22 protein-coding genes and 6 pseudogenes are annotated in these 21,321 nt (G+C 40.3%); 19 read left to right on the top strand and 9 right to left on the bottom strand.

Annotated features, from left to right (window positions below):
- Positions 1-116: 116 nt before the first annotated feature.
- From FTT99_RS13955 to FTT99_RS13965, 3 genes are all read left to right on the top strand, one after another.
- A protein-coding gene (locus tag FTT99_RS13955) for an IS3 family transposase (protein WP_179991387.1) occupies positions 117-1,192 on the top strand; the annotation gives its coding sequence in 2 pieces (ribosomal slippage) (positions 117-369 and positions 369-1,192; 1,077 coding nt in all).
- A 98-nt stretch (positions 1,193-1,290) separates the two neighbouring features.
- Positions 1,291-2,679: a hypothetical protein gene (locus FTT99_RS13960; RefSeq protein WP_179991388.1), complete on the top strand. Its 1,389-nt coding sequence runs from the start codon at positions 1,291-1,293 to the stop codon at positions 2,677-2,679.
- Complete coding sequence (locus FTT99_RS13965) at positions 2,669-3,187, top strand: hypothetical protein (protein WP_179989170.1); 519 nt, start codon at positions 2,669-2,671, stop codon at positions 3,185-3,187. Before FTT99_RS13960 ends, FTT99_RS13965 begins: the two co-directional genes overlap by 11 nt.
- A 120-nt stretch (positions 3,188-3,307) precedes the next feature.
- Here FTT99_RS13965 and FTT99_RS13970 read toward each other — a convergent pair.
- Positions 3,308-3,571 (bottom strand): annotated as a pseudogene (locus FTT99_RS13970) (integrase core domain-containing protein); the annotation flags it as partial.
- A 33-nt stretch (positions 3,572-3,604) separates the two neighbouring features.
- Positions 3,605-4,081, bottom strand: a pseudogene (locus tag FTT99_RS13975) (transposase); the annotation flags it as partial.
- A gap of 490 nt (positions 4,082-4,571) precedes the next feature.
- Between FTT99_RS13975 and FTT99_RS16590 the strand changes: the two are divergent.
- Positions 4,572-4,673: pseudogene (locus FTT99_RS16590) on the top strand (recombinase); the annotation flags it as partial.
- Positions 4,674-4,858: 185 nt separating this feature from the next.
- Complete coding sequence (locus tag FTT99_RS13980) at positions 4,859-6,058, top strand: integrase arm-type DNA-binding domain-containing protein (protein ID WP_005245164.1); 1,200 nt, start codon at positions 4,859-4,861, stop codon at positions 6,056-6,058.
- Positions 6,059-6,099: 41 nt separating this feature from the next.
- Here FTT99_RS13980 and FTT99_RS13985 read toward each other — a convergent pair whose 3' ends face one another.
- A complete protein-coding gene (locus FTT99_RS13985; RefSeq protein ID WP_179989169.1) occupies positions 6,100-6,513 on the bottom strand; it encodes a Cd(II)/Pb(II)-responsive transcriptional regulator in 414 nt (137 codons plus the stop codon).
- Positions 6,514-6,592: 79 nt separating this feature from the next.
- Between FTT99_RS13985 and FTT99_RS13990 the strand changes: the two genes are divergently transcribed.
- Positions 6,593-7,324 (top strand): transglutaminase family protein, encoded by a 732-nt coding sequence (locus FTT99_RS13990; RefSeq protein ID WP_005245162.1) that lies wholly within the window; start codon positions 6,593-6,595, stop codon positions 7,322-7,324.
- A complete protein-coding gene (locus FTT99_RS13995) occupies positions 7,311-8,198 on the top strand; it encodes a cation diffusion facilitator family transporter (RefSeq protein ID WP_127800877.1) in 888 nt (295 codons plus the stop codon). The genes FTT99_RS13990 and FTT99_RS13995 overlap by 14 nt, the downstream gene beginning before the upstream one ends.
- Positions 8,199-8,282: 84 nt before the next feature.
- On the opposite strand, the pseudogene FTT99_RS14000 reads toward FTT99_RS13995, so the two are convergent.
- Positions 8,283-8,507: pseudogene (locus FTT99_RS14000) on the bottom strand (efflux RND transporter permease subunit); the annotation flags it as partial.
- Between FTT99_RS14000 and FTT99_RS14005 the strand changes: the two are divergent.
- A pseudogene (locus tag FTT99_RS14005) lies at positions 8,507-8,650 on the top strand (antitoxin HicB); the annotation flags it as partial. The pseudogenes FTT99_RS14000 and FTT99_RS14005 overlap by 1 nt on opposite strands.
- A gap of 252 nt (positions 8,651-8,902) precedes the next feature.
- Here FTT99_RS14005 and FTT99_RS14010 read toward each other — a convergent pair.
- Entirely contained in the window at positions 8,903-9,154 is a 252-nt protein-coding gene (locus FTT99_RS14010; RefSeq protein ID WP_004658363.1) for a hypothetical protein, read from the bottom strand.
- 194 nt (positions 9,155-9,348) lie between these two features.
- Between FTT99_RS14010 and FTT99_RS14015 the strand changes: the two genes are divergently transcribed.
- A complete protein-coding gene (locus tag FTT99_RS14015) occupies positions 9,349-9,570 on the top strand; it encodes a helix-turn-helix transcriptional regulator (RefSeq protein WP_004658364.1) in 222 nt (73 codons plus the stop codon).
- A 172-nt stretch (positions 9,571-9,742) separates the two neighbouring features.
- On the opposite strand, the gene FTT99_RS14020 is transcribed toward FTT99_RS14015, so the two are convergent.
- Positions 9,743-10,887, bottom strand: a protein-coding gene (locus FTT99_RS14020; protein ID WP_099046175.1) for an IS3-like element ISAba14 family transposase whose coding sequence is annotated in 2 segments (ribosomal slippage) — positions 9,743-10,623 and positions 10,623-10,887 — 1,146 coding nt in all. Because the reading frame shifts where the segments join, the coding sequence is not laid out codon by codon here.
- A 277-nt stretch (positions 10,888-11,164) separates the two neighbouring features.
- Here FTT99_RS14020 and FTT99_RS14025 point away from each other — a divergent pair.
- The gene (locus tag FTT99_RS14025; RefSeq protein WP_038350081.1) at positions 11,165-11,953 is read left to right on the top strand and encodes an aminoglycoside adenylyltransferase domain-containing protein; all 789 of its coding nucleotides are present in this window, start codon (positions 11,165-11,167) and stop codon (positions 11,951-11,953) included.
- Between the two features lie 126 nt (positions 11,954-12,079).
- On the opposite strand, the gene FTT99_RS14030 is transcribed toward FTT99_RS14025, so the two are convergent.
- Positions 12,080-12,538, bottom strand: coding sequence for a DUF523 domain-containing protein (locus FTT99_RS14030; protein ID WP_077170035.1), 459 nt, complete (start codon positions 12,536-12,538; stop codon positions 12,080-12,082).
- A gap of 234 nt (positions 12,539-12,772) precedes the next feature.
- Positions 12,773-13,938, bottom strand: a protein-coding gene (locus FTT99_RS14035; protein WP_119285041.1) for an IS3 family transposase whose coding sequence is annotated in 2 segments (ribosomal slippage) — positions 12,773-13,680 and positions 13,680-13,938 — 1,167 coding nt in all. Because the reading frame shifts where the segments join, the coding sequence is not laid out codon by codon here.
- A 192-nt stretch (positions 13,939-14,130) separates the two neighbouring features.
- On the opposite strand from FTT99_RS14035, the pseudogene FTT99_RS14040 reads away from it, so the two are divergent.
- The 3 genes and pseudogenes from FTT99_RS14040 to FTT99_RS14050 all read left to right on the top strand — a co-directional run.
- Positions 14,131-14,484, top strand: a pseudogene (locus FTT99_RS14040) (transposase zinc-binding domain-containing protein); the annotation flags it as partial.
- 61 nt (positions 14,485-14,545) lie between these two features.
- Complete coding sequence (locus FTT99_RS14045) at positions 14,546-15,250, top strand: IS6-like element IS26 family transposase (RefSeq protein ID WP_163451784.1); 705 nt, start codon at positions 14,546-14,548, stop codon at positions 15,248-15,250.
- A gap of 39 nt (positions 15,251-15,289) precedes the next feature.
- Entirely contained in the window at positions 15,290-15,691 is a 402-nt protein-coding gene (locus tag FTT99_RS14050) for a LysR substrate-binding domain-containing protein (RefSeq protein WP_001183556.1), read from the top strand.
- 136 nt (positions 15,692-15,827) lie between these two features.
- Here the strand turns inward: FTT99_RS14050 and FTT99_RS14055 are convergent, their stop codons facing one another.
- Positions 15,828-16,643 carry an APH(3')-I family aminoglycoside O-phosphotransferase gene (locus FTT99_RS14055; protein ID WP_000018323.1) on the bottom strand — a complete coding sequence of 272 codons (816 nt, stop codon included), beginning with the start codon at positions 16,641-16,643 and terminating at the stop codon, positions 15,828-15,830.
- A gap of 129 nt (positions 16,644-16,772) precedes the next feature.
- Between FTT99_RS14055 and FTT99_RS14060 the strand changes: the two genes are divergently transcribed.
- The 6 genes from FTT99_RS14060 to FTT99_RS14085 form a co-directional block, all read left to right on the top strand.
- Positions 16,773-17,477 carry an IS6-like element IS26 family transposase gene (locus FTT99_RS14060; RefSeq protein WP_001067855.1) on the top strand — a complete coding sequence of 235 codons (705 nt, stop codon included), beginning with the start codon at positions 16,773-16,775 and terminating at the stop codon, positions 17,475-17,477.
- 72 nt (positions 17,478-17,549) lie between these two features.
- Positions 17,550-18,143, top strand: coding sequence for a tyrosine-type recombinase/integrase (locus tag FTT99_RS14065; RefSeq protein ID WP_205779272.1), 594 nt, complete (start codon positions 17,550-17,552; stop codon positions 18,141-18,143).
- 189 nt (positions 18,144-18,332) lie between these two features.
- Positions 18,333-19,499 carry a tetracycline-inactivating monooxygenase Tet(X3) gene (locus tag FTT99_RS14070; RefSeq protein WP_024160783.1) on the top strand — a complete coding sequence of 389 codons (1,167 nt, stop codon included), beginning with the start codon at positions 18,333-18,335 and terminating at the stop codon, positions 19,497-19,499.
- Between the two features lie 148 nt (positions 19,500-19,647).
- Positions 19,648-20,385 (top strand): recombinase family protein, encoded by a 738-nt coding sequence (locus FTT99_RS14075; RefSeq protein WP_001366550.1) that lies wholly within the window; start codon positions 19,648-19,650, stop codon positions 20,383-20,385.
- Positions 20,382-20,606 carry a hypothetical protein gene (locus tag FTT99_RS14080; RefSeq protein ID WP_000743213.1) on the top strand — a complete coding sequence of 75 codons (225 nt, stop codon included), beginning with the start codon at positions 20,382-20,384 and terminating at the stop codon, positions 20,604-20,606. Before FTT99_RS14075 ends, FTT99_RS14080 begins: the two co-directional genes overlap by 4 nt.
- Before the next feature lie 210 nt (positions 20,607-20,816).
- On the top strand, positions 20,817-21,321 hold a 505-nt coding region (locus FTT99_RS14085; RefSeq protein WP_175297324.1), incomplete at its 3' end, for a transposase zinc-binding domain-containing protein.

Consider the following 21,321-nt stretch of genomic DNA (forward strand, 5'->3'; position numbering starts at 1 on the left):
CAAGGCAACCTTAGGTCAAGGTACTGTGACGAATGTGAAAGATACGGTAATCCCCCCTAAAAATAATAGGATCTAAAAGTAGAATTTTCTCTTAAGATACGAGCAGGAGATTCTGCATGAAAACATCTAAATTTACTGATAGTCAGATCATGTCCATCTTGAAACAGGCAGAATCTGGCACACCTGTAGCGACCCTTTGCCGTGTACACGGCATGAGTAATGCTACCTTTTATAAATGGCGTGCCAAATATGGTGGTATGGATACATCATTAATGGCTCGACTGAAAGAGCTAGAAGCCGAAAATACCAGACTTAAAAAGATGTATGCGGAAGAGCGATTAAAGGCCGAAATCATCCAGGAAGCGATGGCAAAAAAGTGGTAAAGCCATCTTGCCAGCGTAAGATGGCACAACAGGCAGTTGCCCAGCATGCCATTAGTATTCGTTTGGCTTGTAAAGCATTTGGCATTAGTGAAACCTGCTACCGCTATCAAGCCAAACTCAGCGATGACAATGCACTCATTGCTGAACAGCTCATTGAACTCACTGAGGAAAATTCCGATTGGGGCTTTGGTTTGTGCTTCTCGTATTTACGGCATGTTGAGAGTTGCTGCTGGAATCACAAGCGGGTTTACCGCATTTACTGTGAGTTGGCACTGAATCTGCGTATTAAACCGAGAAGAAGACTAAAACGGCATGCGCCTGAACCATTGAAAGAACCAATCCGAGAAAATCAGGTTTGGTCATTAGATTTTATGCATGATCAGCTTTCCGATGGTCGCAAGTTTCGATTATTGAATGTGATTGATGATTACCGCCGCGAAGGCCTAGCCATTGAAGCAGGGTTCTCATTGCCCACAATCAGGGTTATTCGTACGTTGAATCAATTGCTGGAGTGGAGAGAAAAACCGTTAGTGATCCGATGCGATAATGGTCCCGAATTTATCAGTCACGAATTTGTGCGCTGGGCTACTGAGCATGGTATTCGTATTGAATATATTCAACCGGGTAAGCCACAGCAGAATGCGTATATTGAACGCTATAATCGGACCATACGTTATAGTTGGCTGAGCAAGCATTTATTTGATACTTTGGATGAAGTACAAGATTATGCAACAAACTGGTTGTGGCATTACAACCATGAAAGACCACATCAAGCTAACAAAGGAAAGCCACCTCTAATGGCTGCTTAACCTCTGCTTTTAACTTCGGTTATTTATGGGAGGATTACCATACCACCAACCGTGATATCAACAATACCCAAGAAATTACTCGTGATCAGACCACAGGTATGCTGGATGGTTCAGTAACGATTGATCATCGATTACTGACAGAAGCTGGACGACAGGAGATTATTCAAGAACAGAAGGATTTGCCAGAGAATTTCCGTCAAAGTGCAGAAAATTTAGCACAAGCCTTACCAGCGGGTGAGTATAAAGATAAGGCTTTACAAACACTAAATAATATTCAGGCAAGGCTTTACAATTTACCAAGTGAATATAAAGAAACGGGTGTAGTTGGTGACAAAGTTGCAAGTGAATTGCTCAAACGAGGGATAGAGCCAAAAGAAGTTGAAGCTTTATTTTCTAAATTAGATTTTTTCTATGCAGCAAAAGAGTTTAGTGAAATTCAGAGTCAACTAGATACATTAGCTCAATCTGGTGTTGATTTAGAAACGATTTTTAAACAACCTAAAATAGGCGTAAATGAACAAGAAGTAATTTATGCGAAAGGAACTGACATTGAGACAAAAGTTACGACCCAAACCACAGTTGGTATGACGATATTAAGCAATATTGCTGATTTAGGAAATAATATAAAGCAGATTAGTGAAGATACTGGAGTTGATTTAGGTACTGTTCAACTTGCGGTAGGACTAATGATTTCAGGCCCAGTCCGTTTAGCAATTGAGACAGGAAAATCTTTAGCTTTAGATAGTGCGGTAGGAGCTGAAATAGCTCAAGGATTTGATGCGCTGGCGACATCATTAACTGCCGCCGCTCATGTTACCAATTCAAATACGATTAATAATTGGACTAATTCAGAGAAAGTTAAAGAAATTGAAGCCTCAACATCTGAAAATAAATTAGATGAATTGAAATTTGCAAATGAAATTGAAAAAAATAAACAAGGTGCAGAATATTTAATTAATGCTGTGGCTGGAGTTGTAGGTGCTGGAGTAGGTAAAGGTGTCACTAAGGGGAAAGATGCTGATATTGAAATAAATCAAAAGCAATCTCTTGATGTGGGATGGGTTGATAATTATGGAAATCAAAAGAAAGTCACTGGAGATGGAACCGTGGCTAGAGATCATCAGCCGTCTAAAGCTGCATTATTAAAGAGAGCTGAAGACTTAAAGGAAGCGCCCTTAACTCAAGCAGAGAAAAATCGTATTATTAATGAAGGAATGAGTGTAACTGTACCAAATGAGGTGCATGCCGCAGGTCCAACCTATGCAGGAAAAAATAATAAAGGACTCATTGAAAATGATGCAAATGATTTACAAGCAGCACAAATTAGGGATTCTGAGGCAATGATAGATAATGCAAAAAAATTAACGCCTGAGTACGTTACAAAGTTGCAAGAAGCATGTACTACATTGAGCTGTAAAAATAATGCTGATTATGATAAATTTTTGAAAAATATTATGGATGAGGAGGCGAGAAAGAATGACAAATAAGTTTATTGATCATTTAATATCACTGTTGGGTAAGTCAAATATTGATGAAAAATTAGTTGATTTTTTTGTTAAAAATCAATTTGTGAAAAGTCAAGAGGAAATTAAATTACCAATTTATGATGAAGATGGTGATTTATTGGATGAGTATAATTTTTATATTAGTAAATATGATGAGGGATTGGGTTTTATATTTACTGATGAGTCTTTTTATTTAAATCAGGAGGACAAACCCATAACTGGTGAAAAAATATACTTAACGACTATATTTTTTTATAATGATGGTGTGGAAGGCTTTTCTCAATATAAACAAGAACTGCCATTTAATTTAAAATTTTCAATGAATAAAGCTGAAATTGAAAATATGTTAGGAGTGCCATTATTTATTAAGAATGATGATGGCGTGGTTAGAAGCCAAAAATGGAAAATTGAAGATATTCCATTTACAATATATATTTCATATAACAATATAGGTGAGATTAGATATATTTCATTAAGTATTCCTTACTGATTTAGTTAAAGTCGTTCCTACCCTATTTTGAATAAAAAAGCGGTTCTTTATTTAAAATGGAGCTACATTAATAGTTTTTAAGGTAATCCTTCAATAAATAACCGAAGTTAAAAGTAGAGGTTAAGCAGCCATTAGAGGTGGCTTTCCTTTGTTAGCTTGATGTGGTCTTTCATGGTTGTAATGCCACAACCAGTTTGTTGCATAATCTTGTACTTCATCCAAAGTATCAAATAAATGCTTGCTCAGCCAACTATAACGTATGGTCCGATTATAGTGTTCAATATACGCATTCTGCTGTGGCTTACCCGGTTGAATATATTCAATACGAATACCGTGCTCAGTAGCCCAGCGCACAAATTCGTGACTGATAAATTCGGGACCTGAGATACCGTCTTGGTAGTCAATCAGGTTTTGAGATTATTCGACCACTAAATAATCTCTTCGATAGGCAGTCTGATGTTTTAAAACGCCATAACACAGATGTATAAGCTTGCGCATTGCAGCACCTAAAGCACACATTTTATTTTTACCCTGGCTTAATAATCGTTGATATAAAGCTTCAATGTGTGGATTATATTTAATCGCTGTTAATGCCGACATATACAATACTGAGCGTATTTTACTGTCACCTGCTTTTGATAAGTGACTTTGCTTGTTGACTGAACTGCCAGACAACTGATGTACTGGAACCAAACCTACATATGCAGCAGCTTGACTTGCTTTTTCAAACTTGTGCGAATGAAATAACCCCAACAGTAATAAGCCTGATCGTTCACCGATTGAAGGAATAGTTTGCAGTAATTTCAAATCCTGTTTCAATGTTGGATCTTGATCTATGTGATTATTTATTAACTTATCAATATGTTCAAGTTGCCGATTTAAATAGGCTTTGTTGCATAAACATTTTGCAAGGCACTGATTTTTAAAGGTTTGTGAAAATTTCAACCTAAGAATAAATTTAATAAAATCATATTCTTAGGTATTTGTGCAACAAAGCCGATCCGAATCGGAAGCCAAAAAGCTTTTGGGGCAGATTATTAGGACGGAAGTGAATTCATAGTAACTGTCCAAATGAAAGAAGAATCAGTGTCCTTTACGATAAGAATATGCAATTTATCTAAGAATTATATTGCTGAATAAGCTTTTAAGAATATAGGTTTGGGCAATAAAGCCTTTAAATTCTATTACTGAATAAACCCTAAGTGGCCGATTTGGAATAGGAATGAGTGGTAGGGTGCGAATAGGAATAGGTGGTAGGTTTATGCTGGAATATGCATTGAGTCCAATCCTTGATCGTGGAGACTATTGTATTAGAAACAATAGCAGACCTAAAAGGCTTTACTGGTATCCATTGATTATTCAATAACATTAAATAGAGCCGTGAGACGTTGAAAGGCTCACAGAGTGGGAGGTAAAGTATATCCTCATCTCTCGTAAAACAGCTGACGAAGTCCGAGATAGAATCATTGCGTCAAAAAAAACGTGATATTTGAGAACTAAAAAAGAAGTGGTACTCCTACTGGTTACTAAAATTAAAGTATATTGAATAATAAATTTATAAAACAATACTTTACAAATCTATATGATGCGTAGTGTACGCATCATACATAAAGCGTTCTATTTTGATATAATTGATCCAATCAACCCATTGTTAGGTTTCATTTAAATTCCATGAGTCTTACTGAAATTAAAGTTCGCCAAGCTCATTGTAAGGAAAAAACCAGTTTTTTATCCGATGAAGATGGGCTTAGCCTGAAGATTGAGCCGAGTGGAAGAAAATCTTGGTGCTATCGCTATACAGATCCACAAACTAAAAAACGTCGACGCATTCAGTTAGGTCGTTATCCTGATTTATCGCTGAAAAAGGCACGACAAGTCAGAGATGACTTTAAAGACAATGATTTCTGTTTTGAACAAGATACTGCCTCTAATGTCATCACCTTTGGTAAGGTCGGGGAGGAGTGGTTACAGTTCAAACTGAAAAATGCCTTCAACGATCTACCCCGCTGTGGTGTACTACAGTTAGCAGAAAGATGCTTACAGCAAGATATTTATCCAGACCTTCAGGATCTACCTTTTCAAAACATCAAGCGTTATGACCTGGTTTCAGTAATCAAAAAAATAGAGGGACGCCAAGTAAAAGAACCTGTCAAGAAAGCTTGTAGTTATTTGAACCAAATTTATGACTACGCTGTAGCGATGGGTTATTGTGAATTCAACATCGCGCATGGTTTAAATAAAATCGCCATTAACAGTAAAATCAAGAAAAATTATCCGTATTTGAAAGCGGAGGATATATCTGATTTTAAGTATAAATTACAAAAATTGGATGCCCATCCGATTATTAAAAAAGCACTGCTGTTCAAATTACATACTGGCGTGCGAGGGGCTGAATTGTTATTGGCTGAGCCTCATCATTTTGATTTAAATGAAAAAGTCTGGAAAATACCTGCCTTGCATATTAAACAGTTTCGACGAAAAGTCATATTAGGCCATGAGATTCCCGACTTCTTAGTTCCACTTTCAGATCAGGCTTTAGATATTTTAAAAGACGTCATGCAATGGTCATACGGTGAAAAGTACATTTTTGCTAGCCCACGGAAACATAATCAACCGATTCATTTTAATACATTAAATATGGCTATACGTAAGATGGGCTATGGAAAACATCAATTATCCTCTCATGGACTACGTTCCACTTTTAGTACCATTTTGAATGACTCAGGTTTGTTCCAGGATAACTGGATTGAGGCACAACTTTCACATATTGATAAGAACCGTACCCGTGCCAGCTATAATCACGCTGACTATTTAGCCCAGCGGACTGAAATGATGCAGTGGTGGGGTGATTATTTAAGTACTGCTAAGTGAAAATCGTACTTTTATACATAGACTTAAAACATTATGGGGTTTCAAATGGATAGTAAACAATATACTTGCCGTGTTACATGGTCAGCAGAATATAATGAGTATGTTGGGTTGTTCGAACCACAAGCACTAGCCATTTGTTGTAATTCAGCTTTAAGCGCCCTTAATTCTTTCATGCGTTTATTCACTAGTGCAAGTTGCTGATCAATTAATGCATTAACGCTAGAGCAGCTTTCTTCTGGCTTATTTTTTAATTCGATAAGACGTTTAATATCATTGAGTGATATATCTAGGCTGCGACAATGCTTTACGAATTCCAATTGTTTAAGTGCTTTGCTATCATACAGCCTGAAATTACCTTCTGAACGATTTGGATTTAACAGAAATCCTTCTCTTTCATAATATCTAATCGTTTGTATTGAACAGCCCGATTTTTTTGACAATTCGCCTATTTTCATCAATTTCCCCCAGACATTTGACTCTATAGTTACTATAGAGTCTATAGTATAAGTATGCAACGAAAAGGATATATAAAAAATGACTGAGAAATATTTAAACAATACGAATATCGTTAATTTTGAACACAAAGATATCCAATCCTTGATCGATCAACGTAGGTGGAAAAACTTGGATAACTTCAACAAAATTGGTGCCGCTTATCAGTTTGTAAAAGATGAGATTTTCTTTGGTTATAATGAAAGCGATGATATTGCAGCAAGCGATGTGCTAGCAGATGGTTATGGACAATGTAATACTAAGGGTAATCTGTTAATGGCACTATTGCGTGGACTAGGCATTCAATGCCGATTTCATGGGTTTACCATAGACCAGCAACTACAAAAAGGTGCTATCCCAAGCTATGTATTTTGGTTAGCACCTAAATACATCATTCATAGTTGGGTAGAAGTTTACTTTGAAGGGCGTTGGATAAACTTAGAGGGCTTTATATTGGATGAGCAATACTTAAGCTCTCTACAGGAGAAATTTGACCAAGTAAAAGATGATTTTTGTGGTTATGGTGTTGCAACAAAGTGCTTTTCATCACCAGATACAGATTGGCGTGGAGAAAATACCTATATTCAAAAAGAAGGTATTCATGATGACTTTGGGCTTTATGATTCCCCTGATGAGTTCTATCTCGAAAAAGGGACTAACTTGTCGGGGTTCAAACGCTGGATATATCAACGCTTGATACGTCACTTGATTAATATGAATGTATCAAAACTAAGAAATAGAAAAGTACTAGAGGTACAAAATGCACAACCATAATCATAGTCATCAACATGGTAAAGATGACCGTATTGGTTGGGCATTTTTCCTTAATGTGACATTCACTATTATCGAATTTATAGGTGGTTGGCTCACTAACAGTACGGCGATAATGGCAGATGCAGTTCACGATCTTGGTGATAGTCTTTCAATAGGTTTTGCGTGGATTTTAAGTCGTTTTTCAGATAAAGAAGCATCAGATAAGTTTAGTTATGGTTATCGTAGACTTACTCTCTTTGGCGCATTGATAAACAGTATTGTTTTAATCATTGGCTCAATTTGGATTTTATTTGAAGCAATTCCAAAGCTGTCCAATCCTGAAATGCCTGTAGTCGAGGGGATGTTAGGGCTAGCGATACTCGGCGTTGCCGTTAACGGATATGCTGTATTAAAATTAAAAGCGGGTGAAACATTAAATGAGAAAGTGCTGACATGGCACCTTCTTGAAGATGTACTTGGATGGGTTGCCGTTCTTATAGTCTCTATCGTACTGTTGTTCGCTGAACTGCCGATATTAGATCCCCTTTTATCAATAGGGTTCACGCTGTTCATCTTGTTTAATGTTTTCAAAAACCTGAAATCAACACTCGTTTTATTTCTTCAAGCTGCACCCGATAAAGAGACTCAAAAGCGTATTAAACTATCACTAATGGAATTTCCTGAAGTTAATGGTATCCACCACATGCACTTTTGGTCACTAGATGGTGAAAGTCACGTTTTAACAGCGCACCTTGAGCTGAGTGACAACTTTGACGTTAAAGAATTAATTAGGCTTAAACAAGAAGTTGCAGCTAAATTATCTTCCTATCATTTATCGCATACAACGATAGAGTTTGAGTTTTTAAATGAAAATTGTCGGGATGAAGCGCAGTAAGCTTTATCAATAAAATGTTGGGCATACAATATTAAAAGCAGCTTAATTAGGCATAACCTAGTAATTAAGCTGCTTTTTTTGATTTTAAATTTCGTCGGATTGCTGTTTGCTACTCTCAGAGCCATGCGCCCATTGATATAAAATAGGCAATACAAACAAAGTTAAAATTGTAGAAGATACAATACCGCCGATAACAACTGTTGCTAGTGGTCGTTGTACTTCTGCACCAATTCCAGTGTTTAACGCCATTGGAATAAAACCTAAACTTGCGACCAGTGCCGTCATTAAAATAGGTCTTAAACGAATGATGTGCTGAGTTTCCATCATTGTCTTGGCTTGATGCGGATCAGTCTAAAGCATTCTCAGGAATAGAGGAGCTCGTTGCTGATGTTGTCGCTGATATGATTAGCAATAATGAAAAAGTTCCTACACCACTCTCCGGGAAAATATAGTAGGCAGTTTGTTGTCCTTGTTCTCAGTGGTTCAACAAAAACTAGCCCTCGAAGCCGCAGAACGTGGCGTGGACATAAATTGTTTAGTATCAGTAAAAAGAGCGATGTAATTTTAGTACGAGTGAGTGATAGAGCAGGAACCTATGCTTCATATATTCAGTAAATGGTATGTTTTTGAATTAATAGGTATTTTTAAATAAAGCTTTCTTTGATTTAGTGCTTTTTATTTAATAAATTAATTTTAAAAACAACTTAGGCTAATTGATAAACACTATCTGGAAAGATTAAAAGAAAATATTTTTTAATTTCTGCTAATTCATTTAAGGCAGGTTCCCTTTCAAGCAGTTGAAATGTCCAAATAAGTACAGCCTGATGATTATCATAGCAAGTATTTACTCCAAGAAAATTAGCCATTCCATAACTTCTATTGATGTTCATTTCTTTAATTAATTGATTTCCTAAGTCACGAGCTTGCTGGCTGATCAATAACTCATTTGGTAACACGGCGGTCATCTCCACAAAATAATCTAATGCAGGTTCAATCCTTATATTTAAAAAGTTATAATTTAGTTGAAATGGATAAAATATACTTTCTATAAGTTGTAATAACCTGCTGTAGGTTAATTTTAGCAAAGTATTACTCAGTCAACAACTTCAAATAACCCACAGCAAGTTATTTTTTGTAAATTAATTTAAATATGATTACTTGTAAGTTATCTAGCCTCATGGGCGATAGAAAAATTTTAAAATTAAGTGAAGTGGTGCATGCAACAGGTATCAATCGCAACACGCTCACAAGTATGTATTATGACCGTGCTGTACGTATTGAATTACCAGTCGCCGATAAGTTGTGTAAGTACTTTAACTGTACGATGAATGATTTGTTTGAGTTTAAGGAAGAAGTTGAAGAAAAAGATTAACTTAATACTTCGTTTGATAAGTTTTTCGAAGAAAAAGACTAGCCAATACTTAGTTTGATAAGTTTTTCTCTGCAGATCTAATATTGAATTTTATAAAATATCATTACAAACAGAGGTGGTTCCACTTGTTTGAACAACTAAAAGCGTATTTATAAGTGATATTCCGCTCTAGTTAAGCCACCTTGTTTTGTTGGGGTAGCTGATCATAGTAAAACTCATTTGGTGTCATTTTGTCTAGACTCGAATGAGGTCGTTTCAGATTATAAAACTCAAAATATGCACTCAATTGCTTTTTCGCATCTGTGACACTGCTATAAGCTTTGAGATACACCTCTTCATATTTAACGCTCCGCCATAATCGTTCAACCATCACATTATCTACCCATCGACCTTTACCATCCATACTGATTTGAATGCCATTTGATTTCAATACATCAATAAATGCATCACTGGTGAACTGACTGCCTTGGTCTGTATTCAATATTTCAGGTGATCCATATTTTTCAATCGCTTCATTTAAAGCCGAAATACAAAAATCCACCTCCATACTAATCGATACCCTATGCGCAAGTACCTTGCGGCTATGCCAATCAATCACAGCACATAAATAAACAAAGCCTTTTGCCATAGGGATATACGTTATATCAGTAGACCACACTTGATTACTGCGCTGAATAGCCAATCCTTTGAGCAGATATGGATATTTACGGTGAGCTTGATTAGCCTGGCTTAAATTTGGTTTGCAATATAACGCCTGAATACCCATTTTCTTCATTAAAGTACGTGTATGACGTCGTCCTATATGATGCCCTTGACGATTCAACAAATCACGCATCATACGACTGCCTGCAAAAGGATATTGCATATGTAATTCATCAATACATCGCATCAGCTTCAGATCTGATGAGCTAACAGGTTTTGGGCGATAATAATAACAACCACGAGAGACTTTCAGTAACTTAGCTTGTTTAGATACTGAAATCTGAAGTGAGTGATCGATTAACTTTTGTGGTTGAAGCGGCCCAGTTTCTTCAACACACCTTCTAAAAAATCAATTTCTAATGCCTGCTCACCGATTTTTGCATGTAACTTTTTAAGATCAATGGGAGGTTCTGATGGAGCTTTTGATTGATCGAAAGCTTGTGAGGAAGCTGAGATCAATTGATTTTTCCAGTCAATAATTTGGTTTTGATGAACATCAAACTCAGAACTCAATTCAGCAAGTGTTTTTTCTGCTTTGATCGCAGCAAGTGCTACCTTAGCCTTAAAGTCGTTTGAATGATTTCTTCTTGGTCTACGTGCCATAAAATACTCCATATATTGATGTTTATAACATCATTTGAGGAGCAGAGTATCACTTATAGGAGTTGTTCAAATTTCCGGATCCATCTCTAAGTGAGGAGGAAATGACTCTTACTATTCAGATGTTGTTTCAAGCTTTTTTTGATTGATAGAGTTTTATGTATTAAACTCTATATTGAAAGTAAATATATTGTAAAAATAGTATGTTATTTACTAATTGATTAAATTATTTACACTTATTCTGTATAATGCTCTATGAATTCATTACTTATTTTTTTAAATTAAAAATCATATGCAAAGCTTAAATGATGAAGAGTGTCGCCAAGTTGAAAGTGTAAAACAGCTTTTACAAAAAAATTTTAAAGATAAGCTTTATGCTATTTATTTATATGGTTCGTATGTTGATGGTGGTTTAAAACATAAAAGTGATCTTGATATTTTAGTTATTATTGAACGTGAAATTACCGATCAGGAAAGAAAACAATTAGCGCAGAATTTTCTAAATATATCTGTTCCGATTGGTCATGCTACAGCGCGTGCCTTAGAAATTACGATATTAGAAAAAGGGAGTATTACCAATAAAAATCATCCATATACATATCAGCTACAATATGGCGAGTGGTTGAGAGAAGAATTACTCAAAGGTGAATTACTTTATAGTCAATCTGATCCAGATATTAGTATTTTACTTAAAACTGCCCAATTACATAACATTACTATCTTTGGACCTGATATTTGCGATTGGTTAAATCCAATTAGCTATGAACAATTAATATTTGCCATGCAAAAAACTTATCCACAAATTATTGCTCATTGGAAAGACGATCAGGATGAATGTAATCAAATTTTAGCGCTATGCCGTATAGCTTATACATTAGATCATAAAACAATAGTTGCCAAGGATGTTGCTGCGACATGGTTTTTAGAATTCTTAAGTCAGATAGATCAAGACATTTTGCAACTCATAATAGATGAATATATTGGGCAAGGTCATGAGCAATGTTGGTTAGTTTTACATGATCAGCTTGCTAAAATTGTTAAAGAATTACAGCATAAAATTGAACCACTACTTTTTAACTGATGTGGAAGTAATGGATATGCTTCTTAGATTATTACCTCACTATATCTCTAAATACCGAAGAGACTTGATATTGCAAAGGGGGGCGTGGTTGGAGTTGCATGAAGATTTTAAATAAAAGCGGAGGAACTAGGGTAAAAGTTGCCAAAAAGTTTCTTCTGAAATGACTTTTATATTATGACGTTTAAGCAAAGCGGAGGTAACTCCATTGCCATAGATCTTATTCCCATTAAATTGACCATCGTAAATCATTGAACTACCACATGAAGGGCTATTTTCTTTAAGCACTACCAGAGTAGCTTTTAATAATTGAACTTTTTTTAAAGTTCTATATGCCCCTTCAATATAGATTGAAGTCACATCCTTTCCTGATTTTTCAATTACACAGGCTTTTCCATCTAAGACATCATCGCCATTACCTCCCGAAATCTCGGCAGGTTCGCGTGGTGTTGATAAACCGCCAAGAATCTCTGGACATACCATAGTAGCTTTTCCATCTTTGACTAATTTTTCGATTTTTTCGTTTAAGCTATGCGTCCCGTTATAACGTACCTTTAAGCCAGCCAGACAAGAACTTACTAAAATCATATTTCCTCTATGAAAAAGATATGTATCGATTTGCTATTTAGCCAGTACCTATTATTTTTTAAAATTAATAGGTTAGTGCTATGGATAAAACAAGAATTTAAATATGATCAATGCAAAGTGAGTTATTTTTTTTCTAACCCACAAAGCTTATAGATTAGTTTGATCCTTTTTGTTTAGAAAATTTATCAACAGTGATGTGTGCTGAATTAGCAGGAGACTTTCACTTGGGAGATTCTAGGCAGCTAACCGATAAAAGTCTTCTGCCATTTGATTTGGTGTCTTAAAATCCAAGCCTTTTTGAATTCTTCGCTGATTATAAAATAACTCTATATATTTTGTAATATCCGCTTTGGCTTCTTCCCTTGTTTTGTAGTTGCGATGATGGACTAGTTCATTTTTGAGTATGCCCCAGAAACTCTCTATCGGTGCATTATCAAAGCAGTCGCCTTTTTTGCTCATTGAACCCTGAAAATCAAATTTCTCAAGTAAGTTTCGATATTCATTACTGCAATATTGGCTGCCTCTATCTGAATGTACAATGAGATCTTTAGCAGGTTTCTGATTGCGAATAGCCATATTCAATGCATCACAAACAAGCTTGGCTGTCATGCGCTCATTTAAGCTATAGCCAACAACCTGTTTCGTGTAAAGATCTTTGACAGCTGCCAAGTACAACCAGCCCTCAGCCGTCCAAATGTAGGTAATGTCACTCGACCACGCAAGATTAGGCTTCGTCATTGAAAACTGTTGCTTGAGTAAATTGTCATAAATAGAACGGTTGTGATCACTGTTCGTGGTTCTTTTGAAACGCTTATGGCGCTTACAATACAACTGATTTGATTTTTTTATTTGGCGCACAGCATACGTACTTATTTTGATACCTTGCGCTTGTAAATGCTTGGTTAATCGAACATAGCCATAGCTTTGTTTGGTTTCTTCATGGGCTATTTTGACCAAAATTGTCTGCTGATTTCGCTGAATTGATCTTTTACTCATGCCTCGCTTTAGCCAATCATAAAAGCGAGAAACGGATACACGAAGTAATCGAGCCATTAAAATAATCGGAAATAAGTGGCTTTGCGATTTCATATAGGCGTACCTCACTGACTTTCTTTGGCAAAGTACGCTGCTGCCTTTTTTAAAAATTCACGTTCCATTTCAGCTGTTTTGAGCTGTTGTTTAAGCTTCTTATTTTCTTCGAGTAAGGCGTTTAGATCGGGCGAATACTGTTTTGTGCCTGCTAAAGTTCCAGCCTTTGCTTTGTTATTCCAGTTCGAAAGGGTTTGCATTGAAATGCCAAGTTGTCTAGCGGATTCCGATACATTACCTTGGTTCTCTTCAATGGCTTTTATGGCTTCAGCTTTAAATTCTGCGGTGTAAGTCTTCTGTTTCTTGCTCATGGTAAACTCCTAATGAGTATGTATAGTTTACCAAGTTAAACCCTCCTGTTTTTTAAGCACACATCAATAGAGTGGGAGTGACGGGCACTGGCTGGCAATGTCTAGCAACGGCAGGCATTTCGGCTGAGGGTAAAAGAACTTTCCGCTAAGCGATAGACTGTATGTAAACACAGTATTGCAAGGACGCGGAACATGCCTCATGTGGCGGCCAGGACGGCCAGCCGGGATCGGGATACTGGTCGTTACCAGAGCCACCGACCCGAGCAAACCCTTCTCTATCAGATCGTTGACGAGTATTACCCGGCATTCGCTGCGCTTATGGCAGAGCAGGGAAAGGAATTGCCGGGCTATGTGCAACGGGAATTTGAAGAATTTCTCCAATGCGGGCGGCTGGAGCATGGCTTTCTACGGGTTCGCTGCGAGTCTTGCCACGCCGAGCACCTGGTCGCTTTCAGCTGTAAGCGTCGCGGTTTCTGCCCGAGCTGTGGGGCGCGGCGGATGGCCGAAAGTGCCGCCTTGCTGGTTGATGAAGTACTGCCTGAACGGCACTGTTGCAAATAGTCGGTGGTGATAAACTTATCATCCCCTTTTGCTGATGGAGCTGCACATGAACCCATTCAAAGGCCGGCATTTTCAGCGTGACATCATTCTGTGGGCCGTACGCTGGTACTGCAAATACGGCATCAGTTACCGTGAGCTGCAGGAGATGCTGGCTGAACGCGGAGTGAATGTCGATCACTCCACGATTTACCGCTGGGTTCAGCGTTATGCGCCTGAAATGGAAAAACGGCTGCGCTGGTACTGGCGTAACCCTTCCGATCTTCGCCCGTGGCACATGGATGAAACCTACGTGAAGGTCAATGGCCGCTGGGCGTATCTGTACCGGGCCGTCGACAGCCGGGGCCGCACTGTCGATTTTTATCTCTCCTCCCGTCGTAACAGCAAAGCTGCATACCGGTTTCTGGGTAAAATCCTCAACAACGTGAAGAAGTGGCAGATCCCGCGATTCATCAACACGGATAAAGCGCCCGCCTATGGTCGCGCGCTTGCTCTGCTCAAACGCGAAGGCCGGTGCCCGTCTGACGTTGAACACCGACAGATTAAGTACCGGAACAACGTGATTGAATGCGATCATGGCAAACTGAAACGGATAATCGGCGCCACGCTGGGATTTAAATCCATGAAGACGGCTTACGCCACCATCAAAGGTATTGAGGTGATGCGTGCACTACGCAAAGGCCAGGCCTCAGCATTTTATTATGGTGATCCCCTGGGCGAAATGCGCCTGGTAAGCAGAGTTTTTGAAATGTAAGGCCTTTGAATAAGACAAAAGGCTGCCTCATCGCTAACTTTGCAACAGTGCCATTTTAAGCGTTATGCTAAGCCCAGGAAGCCGCAGGATCTTTTGAACCACAACTGCATTAACGTCCGCTATTCTGATACGAGTGGATTGTACGCCTGGGAATTCGAGAAAGATGCTCAGAAATTCAGTCTGAAAGTCAAAGGGCAATATATTGCGAACAGCACGATTCATCAGCTCGATGCAGCATTAGACGGGCTGGGGATTGCCTATATTCCCGAGTATGTTGCAGATGGATATATCAAAAGCGGCAAGCTGATTGCTGTTCTGACCGAGTGGTGTCCATATTTTGACGGCTACCATATTTATTATCCTCACCGCCGACAGGATTCTCCTGCGTTTATGGCTTTTCTGCAAGTTTTGCGTGACAGGTACAATAATGGAATAAGATAAATTTATGAGTAAAGGATTATGTCCACGATAAGCACCTGGGTCGATTCCTGGGAGGCGGCCATGAGGGTAGGGAAGCGCCGTCCCGTCAAGTCAGCGTAATGCTCTGCCAGTGTTACAACCAATTAACCAATTCTGATTAGAAAAACTCATCGAGCATCAAATGAAACTGCAATTTATTCATATCAGGATTATCAATACCATATTTTTGAAAAAGCCGTTTCTGTAATGAAGGAGAAAACTCACCGAGGCAGTTCCATAGGATGGCAAGATCCTGGTATCGGTCTGCGATTCCGACTCGTCCAACATCAATACAACCTATTAATTTCCCCTCGTCAAAAATAAGGTTATCAAGTGAGAAATCACCATGAGTGACGACTGAATCCGGTGAGAATGGCAAAAGCTTATGCATTTCTTTCCAGACTTGTTCAACAGGCCAGCCATTACGCTCGTCATCAAAATCACTCGCATCAACCAAACCGTTATTCATTCGTGATTGCGCCTGAGCGAGACGAAATGCGCGATCGCTGTTAAAAGGACAATTACAAACAGGAATCGAATGCAACCGGCGCAGGAACGCTGCCAGCGCATCAACAATATTTTCACCTGAATCAGGATATTCTTCTAATACCTGGAATGCTGTTTTCCCGGGGATCGCAGTGGTGAGTAACCATGCATCATCAGGAGTACGGATAAAATGCTTGATGGTCGGAAGAGGCATAAATGCCGTCAGCCAGTTTAGTCTGACCATCTCATCTGTAACATCATTGGCAACGCTACCTTTGCCATGTTTCAGAAACAACTCTGGCGCATCGGGCTTCCCATACAATCGATAGATTGTCGCACCTGATTGCCCGACATTATCGCGAGCCCATCTATACCCATATAAATCAGCATCCAGGTTGGAATTTAATCGCGGCCTCGAGCAAGACGTTTCCCGTTGAATATGGCTCATAACACCCCTTGTATTACTGTTTATGTAAGCAGACAGTTTTATTGTTCATGATGATATATTTTTATCGGCACTGTTGCAAATAGTCGGTGGTGATAAACTTATCATCCCCTTTTGCTGATGGAGCTGCACATGAACCCATTCAAAGGCCGGCATTTTCAGCGTGACATCATTCTGTGGGCCGTACGCTGGTACTGCAAATACGGCATCAGTTACCGTGAGCTGCAGGAGATGCTGGCTGAACGCGGAGTGAATGTCGATCACTCCACGATTTACCGCTGGGTTCAGCGTTATGCGCCTGAAATGGAAAAACGGCTGCGCTGGTACTGGCGTAACCCTTCCGATCTTTGCCCGTGGCACATGGATGAAACCTACGTGAAGGTCAATGGCCGCTGGGCGTATCTGTACCGGGCCGTCGACAGCCGGGGCCGCACTGTCGATTTTTATCTCTCCTCCCGTCGTAACAGCAAAGCTGCATACCGGTTTCTGGGTAAAATCCTCAACAACGTGAAGAAGTGGCAGATCCCGCGATTCATCAACACGGATAAAGCGCCCGCCTATGGTCGCGCGCTTGCTCTGCTCAAACGCGAAGGCCGGTGCCCGTCTGACGTTGAACACCGACAGATTAAGTACCGGAACAACGTGATTGAATGCGATCATGGCAAACTGAAACGGATAATCGGCGCCACGCTGGGATTTAAATCCATGAAGACGGCTTACGCCACCATCAAAGGTATTGAGGTGATGCGTGCACTACGCAAAGGCCAGGCCTCAGCATTTTATTATGGTGATCCCCTGGGCGAAATGCGCCTGGTAAGCAGAGTTTTTGAAATGTAAGGCCTTTGAATAAGACAAAAGGCTGCCTCATCGCTAACTTTGCAACAGTGCCAGTTTTATTACGAACGTGTTTTGGGTGGACAACGGAAAACATATTTCATCGAAAGACCAAAAAAAGAAAAAACACTTCCTGTTGTGATGAGTGAAGAAGAAACCATTCGGGTACTACGCGCTATTGAAAACGTGAAACACAAGGCTATTCTGATGACTATTTATTCGGCAGGTTTGCGCATTTCTGAATGTATAAACCTGAAAATAAAAGACATTGACTCCAAGCGCATGCAAATTCGTATAGAACAGTCAAAAGGAAAAAGAGATCGTTATACCATTTTATCTGAGAAAACATTAATTATTTTAAGAACATACTTTATGGAATATAAACCAAAAGATTATTTATTTGAAGGTCAAAAAGGTGGCGCATACTCAAGCCGAAGTATTCAAAACATTTTTAAAGCAGCTGTTTTAAAAGCAAAGATTCAAAAGGAAGTTACTGTACATACCTTACGACATAGCTTTGCAACGCATTTGCTTGAGAATGGTACGAGTTTACGTTATATTCAATCGTTGTTAGGTCATTCAAGCAGTAAAACAACTGAGGTTTATACACATATTACCACCAAGGGAATGGAACAATTAAAAAGTCCGATGGATTTGTTAGATATATAGAAAGGATTTGTATATTTGAGCAAAACTTAACAAAAAGCACTATGAATATAAATCCTTTTGAGAGAGTAGAAACGAACGGTAAACGGTTGAAAACGGATTTGTCACTGATAATGAAAGGTTTAGCAAAATAAGATATAGTGGATATATACGCCATTTGGCGTATAGCCACTTGTTATGTGCCATTTTTGAATGACAATGCGAATAGATACGGACAAACAAATGAATTTACTTAGTGATAAGAACGTTGCAATAATTGGTGGTGGACCCGTTGGACTGACTATGGCAAAATTATTACAGCAAAACGGCATAGACGTTTCAGTTTACGAAAGAGACAACGACCGAGAGGCAAGAATTTTTGGTGGAACCCTTGACCTACACAAAGGTTCAGGTCAGGAAGCAATGAAAAAAGCGGGATTGTTACAAACTTATTATGACTTAGCCTTACCAATGGGTGTAAATATTGCTGATGAAAAAGGCAATATTTTATCCACAAAAAATGTAAAGCCCGAAAATCGATTTGACAATCCTGAAATAAACAGAAATGACTTAAGGGCTATCTTGTTGAATAGTTTAGAAAACGACACGGTTATTTGGGATAGAAAACTTGTTATGCTTGAACCTGGTAAGAAGAAGTGGACACTAACTTTTGAGAATAAACCGAGTGAAACAGCAGATTTGGTTATTCTTGCCAATGGTGGAATGTCGAAAATAAGGAGCTTTGTTACCGACACGCAAGTTGAAGAAACCGGTACTTTCAACATCCAAGCTGATATTCTTCAACCGGAAATAAACTGTCCCGGATTTTTTCAGCTATGCAACGGCAACCGATTAATGGCGGGACATCAGGGCATTTTATTGTTTGCCAATCCCAATAATAATGGTGCATTGTATTTAGGAATTAGTTTTAAAACGCCCGATGAATGGAAAAATAAAATTCCCTTAGATTTTCAGGACAGAAACAGCGTTGCCGATTTTTTATTGAAAAGATTTTCCAAATGGAGTGAAGTTTACAAACAATTAATACGTTCGGTATCAACATTTCAATGCTTGCCCACAAGGAAATTTCCTTTGAACAATGATTGGAAAAGTAACCGTCCATTACCCATAACAATGATTGGCGATGCTGCTCATTTGATGTCGCCTTTTGCAGGACAGGGTGTAAATACGGGATTATTGGATGCTTTGATATTGTCTGAAAACCTTACAAACGGAGAATTTACAAGTATTGAAAATGCCATCGAAAACTACGAACAACAAATGTTTGTTTATGCAAAAGATACGCAGGACGAATCGACAGAAAACGAAACCGAAATGTTTAGTCCCAATTTTTCGTTTCAAAAATTATTGAATCTATAAACAGTAAGAAAAAACGGCTACTAACAAGCAGTTTTGCAATAGTGGGGCAGAAGTGCAAAATTGAACTTGTGTGCTTCTATCAACTTTTGTACATTAGCTGCCAGTTTAAGATGGGTGCATTTGAGTATGCCCAAAGGAGCCCGCAAGTATGCGCAGGACGAAGCCAGTAGCCGCGCCGATGGTGGCGCGGGTCTATCTGCGCGTCAGCACCGACGCGCAGGACTTGGAACGCCAAGAGGCGATCACTACGGCCGCGAAGGCCGCCGGCTACTACGTCGCCGGCATCTACCGTGAGAAGGCATCCGGCGCACGCGCCGACCGGCCTGAGCTGCTGCGCATGATCGGCGACCTACAGCCCGGCGAGGTGGTCATTGCCGAGAAGATCGACCGCATCAGCCGCCTACCTTTGCCCGAGGCCGAGCGCCTGGTGGCCTCGATACAGGCCAAAGGCGCACGCCTGGCCGTCCCTGGCGTGGTCGATCTATCCGACCTGGCGGCCGAGGCCCAGGGCGTCGCCAAGATCGTGCTGGAAGCCGTGCAGATCATGCTTTTTCGCCTGGCCTTGCAGATGGCCCGCGACGACTACGAGGACAGGCGCGAACGCCAGCGCCAAGGCATTGAGTTGGCCCGCCAGGCCGGGCGGTACAAGGGCCGCCGTGCTGATCCGAAGCGCCGCGCCCAAGTTGTCGCGCTGCGCAAGTCCGGCTACAGCATCAACAAGACCGCCGAGCTGGCCGGGTACAGTGCGGCCCAGGTGAAACGGATATGGGCCGAGGTCAGCCAGGCCGAAGCGAAGCAGCACGGCGCGTTCGTGGAGGACGCATTGACGGAAGCCGATGCCCTGGCCGCTGTCGGCCAGGATGAGCGCCAGGAGGAAAGGGCATGAAGAAGCCGAACCAAGACGACGAGCCGTTTTTCATCACCGAGGAGATTGCGGCCGAAATGATCGCCGGCGGCTATGAGTTCGAGCTGCCGCCCATTCCTTGCACCATCCGCCTACGCGACGTGCTGGAGCGCATGACCGATGCTGAGCTAGCATTGCAGCCGGGCGAGATCGCCGACCAGGAGCGTGAACGCTGCCGGCGCAAGCCGTGTTCAACCTCATGATCTGGTCATGGTATTTTTCATGGCACTGAGCCTGATAGTTCTTGCAAATTGTTGTCACTAAAGGGTTTTGTGTGCTTGTTTACAATCGAGTGGGAGTGACGGGCACTGGCTGGCAATGTCTAGCAACGGCAGGCATTTCGGCTGAGGGTAAAAGAACTTTCCGCTAAGCGATAGACTGTATGTAAACACAGTATTGCAAGGACGCGGAACATGCCTCATGTGGCGGCCAGGACGGCCAGCCGGGATCGGGATACTGGTCGTTACCAGAGCCACCGACCCGAGCAAACCCTTCTCTATCAGATCGTTGACGAGTATTACCCGGCATTCGCTGCGCTTATGGCAGAGCAGGGAAAGGAATTGCCGGGCTATGTGCAACGGGAATTTGAAGAATTTCTCCAATGCGGGCGGCTGGAGCATGGCTTTCTACGGGTTCGCTGCGAGTCTTGCCACGCCGAGCACCTGGTCGCTTTCAGCTGTAAGCGTCGCGGTTTCTGCCCGAGCTGTGGGGCGCGGCGGATGGCCGAAAGTGCCGCCTTGCTGGTTGATGAAGTACTGCCTGAACAACCCATGCGTCAGTGGGTGTTGAGCTTCCCGTTTCAGCTGCGTTTCCTGTTTGCCAGCCGGCCCGAGATCATGGGGTGGGTGCTGGGCATCGTTTACCGCGTCATTGCCACGCACCTGGTCAAGAAAGCGGGCCATACCCACCAAGTGGCCA

This window comes from Acinetobacter sp. YH12040, from assembly GCF_013420005.1.
Classification (GTDB): Bacteria; Pseudomonadota; Gammaproteobacteria; order Pseudomonadales; family Moraxellaceae; genus Acinetobacter; species Acinetobacter amyesii.